Annotated in this window: 2 protein-coding genes; both read right to left on the bottom strand. The window is 75.8% G+C overall.

The features are described from left to right. Positions 1 to 1,386, bottom strand: a 1,386-nt coding sequence (locus tag KS423_RS44515; RefSeq protein ID WP_224285374.1) for a hypothetical protein, incomplete at its 3' end; no start/stop codon positions are given. Further along, on the bottom strand, positions 1,383 to 1,920 hold a 538-nt coding region (locus KS423_RS44520; RefSeq protein WP_224285375.1), incomplete at its 5' end, for an FtsX-like permease family protein. The genes KS423_RS44520 and KS423_RS44515, both read right to left, overlap by 4 nt.

Genomic DNA, 1,920 nt, shown 5'->3' on the forward strand with positions numbered 1-1,920 from the left:
CTCGGCCACCGCCGCGGCCGTGACAGCCAGCACGGCGAGCTCGCCGATCACCCGGCGCCAGCCGCCGGCGGTCCGCGGGCGCGCCCAGAGCAGGGCGGCCCGGGCCGGGAAGGCCAGGATCGCGAACAGGGTCACGGCGAGCGCCAGCAGCACCGGGTTGCCCCACCGGGGGGTGGGCAGCAACACCAGCGCGAGGGCCGTCCCGAGCACGGCGGCGGGCAGCACGGTCACCGCGCCCTCACCGAGCAGCCGCAACAGCACTCCGCTGCGCGAGCCGCCCCGGGCCTGGAGCAGCCTGATCTCGGCCGTGCGCCGGTCCGTGCTGAGCGCTGCGGCCAGGCACAGCACCACGACCGCGACGCCGGCGACGCCGGCCGGCCCGATGGCGCCGAGCGGGGCCGCGGCCTGGTAGCGGGCCGTGGCCCGGGCGAGGACGTCCGGCATCAGCGAGGTGACGTGCAGGTCGGCCCGGTGGGTCGAGCCGACCAGGGCGGTCATGCCGGGGCCGGAGGAGTACGAGCCGAGGAGCTCGCGGGTCCGGTCGAGCCGGTCGGCGCGCAGGGAACCGGCATCGACGGGCAGCCGCCAGAAGTTCTGGCCGCTCGAACCCCAGACGGCCAGCGCGGTCAGGCTGCCGCCGTCGACGAAGCCGCTCGTCGAGTACCACGCCTGGTCGCCCTTGACACGCAGGCAGGCCCTGGCCGGACAGCCGATTCCCTCCCAGAACGGGTCCTGGGGATCGTTGACCCGGTAGAGGCCGACCACGGTGCTGCGCAGCGAGTCGGGTCCGTCGGTGCCGCTCTCGATGACGTCGCCGAGCTTGATGTTGACGGCCTCGGCGGCCTTCTGGCTCAGCACGATCGGCAGCGGGCCGTCGGCCGGGGCGGGGCCCGGCCAGGTGCCCGCGGTCAGCGTCACCCGGTCGGCGAGGCCGTGCAGGTAGAGCAGGCCGATCGTCGGGTAGGCCTTGTCGGAGAGCTTCGTGTACCCCGGGTTGAACATGGGGCGCTCGGTCCTGACCCGGGTGCCGTAGACCTGACCCGACGTGGTCAGCGGGAGGTCCCGTCCGATCCGCTCGCTCAGCTTCTGCTGGGTGGCCTCCAGGCTTGCCGCGGCGTCGTCGCGAGTCGTCTCGGAGGTGTACTCCAGATTGGTCACGTTGGCGCCCAGGCTGCGCGTGAACTCCTGGAGCGCGGTGTCCGCGCCCCGGTCCTCGATGCGTGGGAAGGCCGCCGCCAGGAAGACGGTGACGAGGGCGAGGGCCGCCGTGAGCAGCGCGGCCAGCGGCATCGCGCGCAGCCGGGTGCGGACCCACGGCGCGGGGCGGTGGGCGCGGGTGGGGCCGGGCGTGGGGGTGGGCACGGTGGTGCCGGCCTTGGTGGTCACATCTCCTCCACGTGGCGCAGCCGGGCGGCCACGTCTCGACGCCGGCGCCCGATCAGGAAGGCCGACAGCAGCGGAACGACGGCGGTCGCGGCCGCGAACAGCAGCGCCTGACCGAACGGCAACTCGACCAGCGCCTCCGGCACCGGGCGGCGGGCGGCCGGGGTCAGCACCACGAAGGGCACGATCAGCCGGACGAGCAGGGCGCCCAGGGCGAGGCCGACGATCCCGCCGAGGCCGACCAGCAGCGCGTTCTCCGCGGCGGCGGTGCGGGCGACCTGCTTGCGCGGGGCGCCCAGTGCGAGCAGCAGCGCGGAGTCCCGGGAGCGTTCGCGGGCGGAACCGGCCACGGCGGCGCCGAAGCCGATCGCGGCGAGCACGGCGGTGACGATCGCGATGGCCATCAGCGCGCTCTGCGGGGCGGCGCCGACCGGGTCACCGAGGAGGCCCTCGGAGACCTCGTCGTAGAGCGCGATGTCCTGGCTGCCGGGGGCGCCGCGCAGGGCGGCGGCGGCCTCGGCCGGGGCGCGGTCGCCC

The organism is Streptomyces sp. LS1784, assembly GCF_020103755.1.
Lineage (GTDB): Bacteria > Actinomycetota > Actinomycetes > Streptomycetales > Streptomycetaceae > Kitasatospora.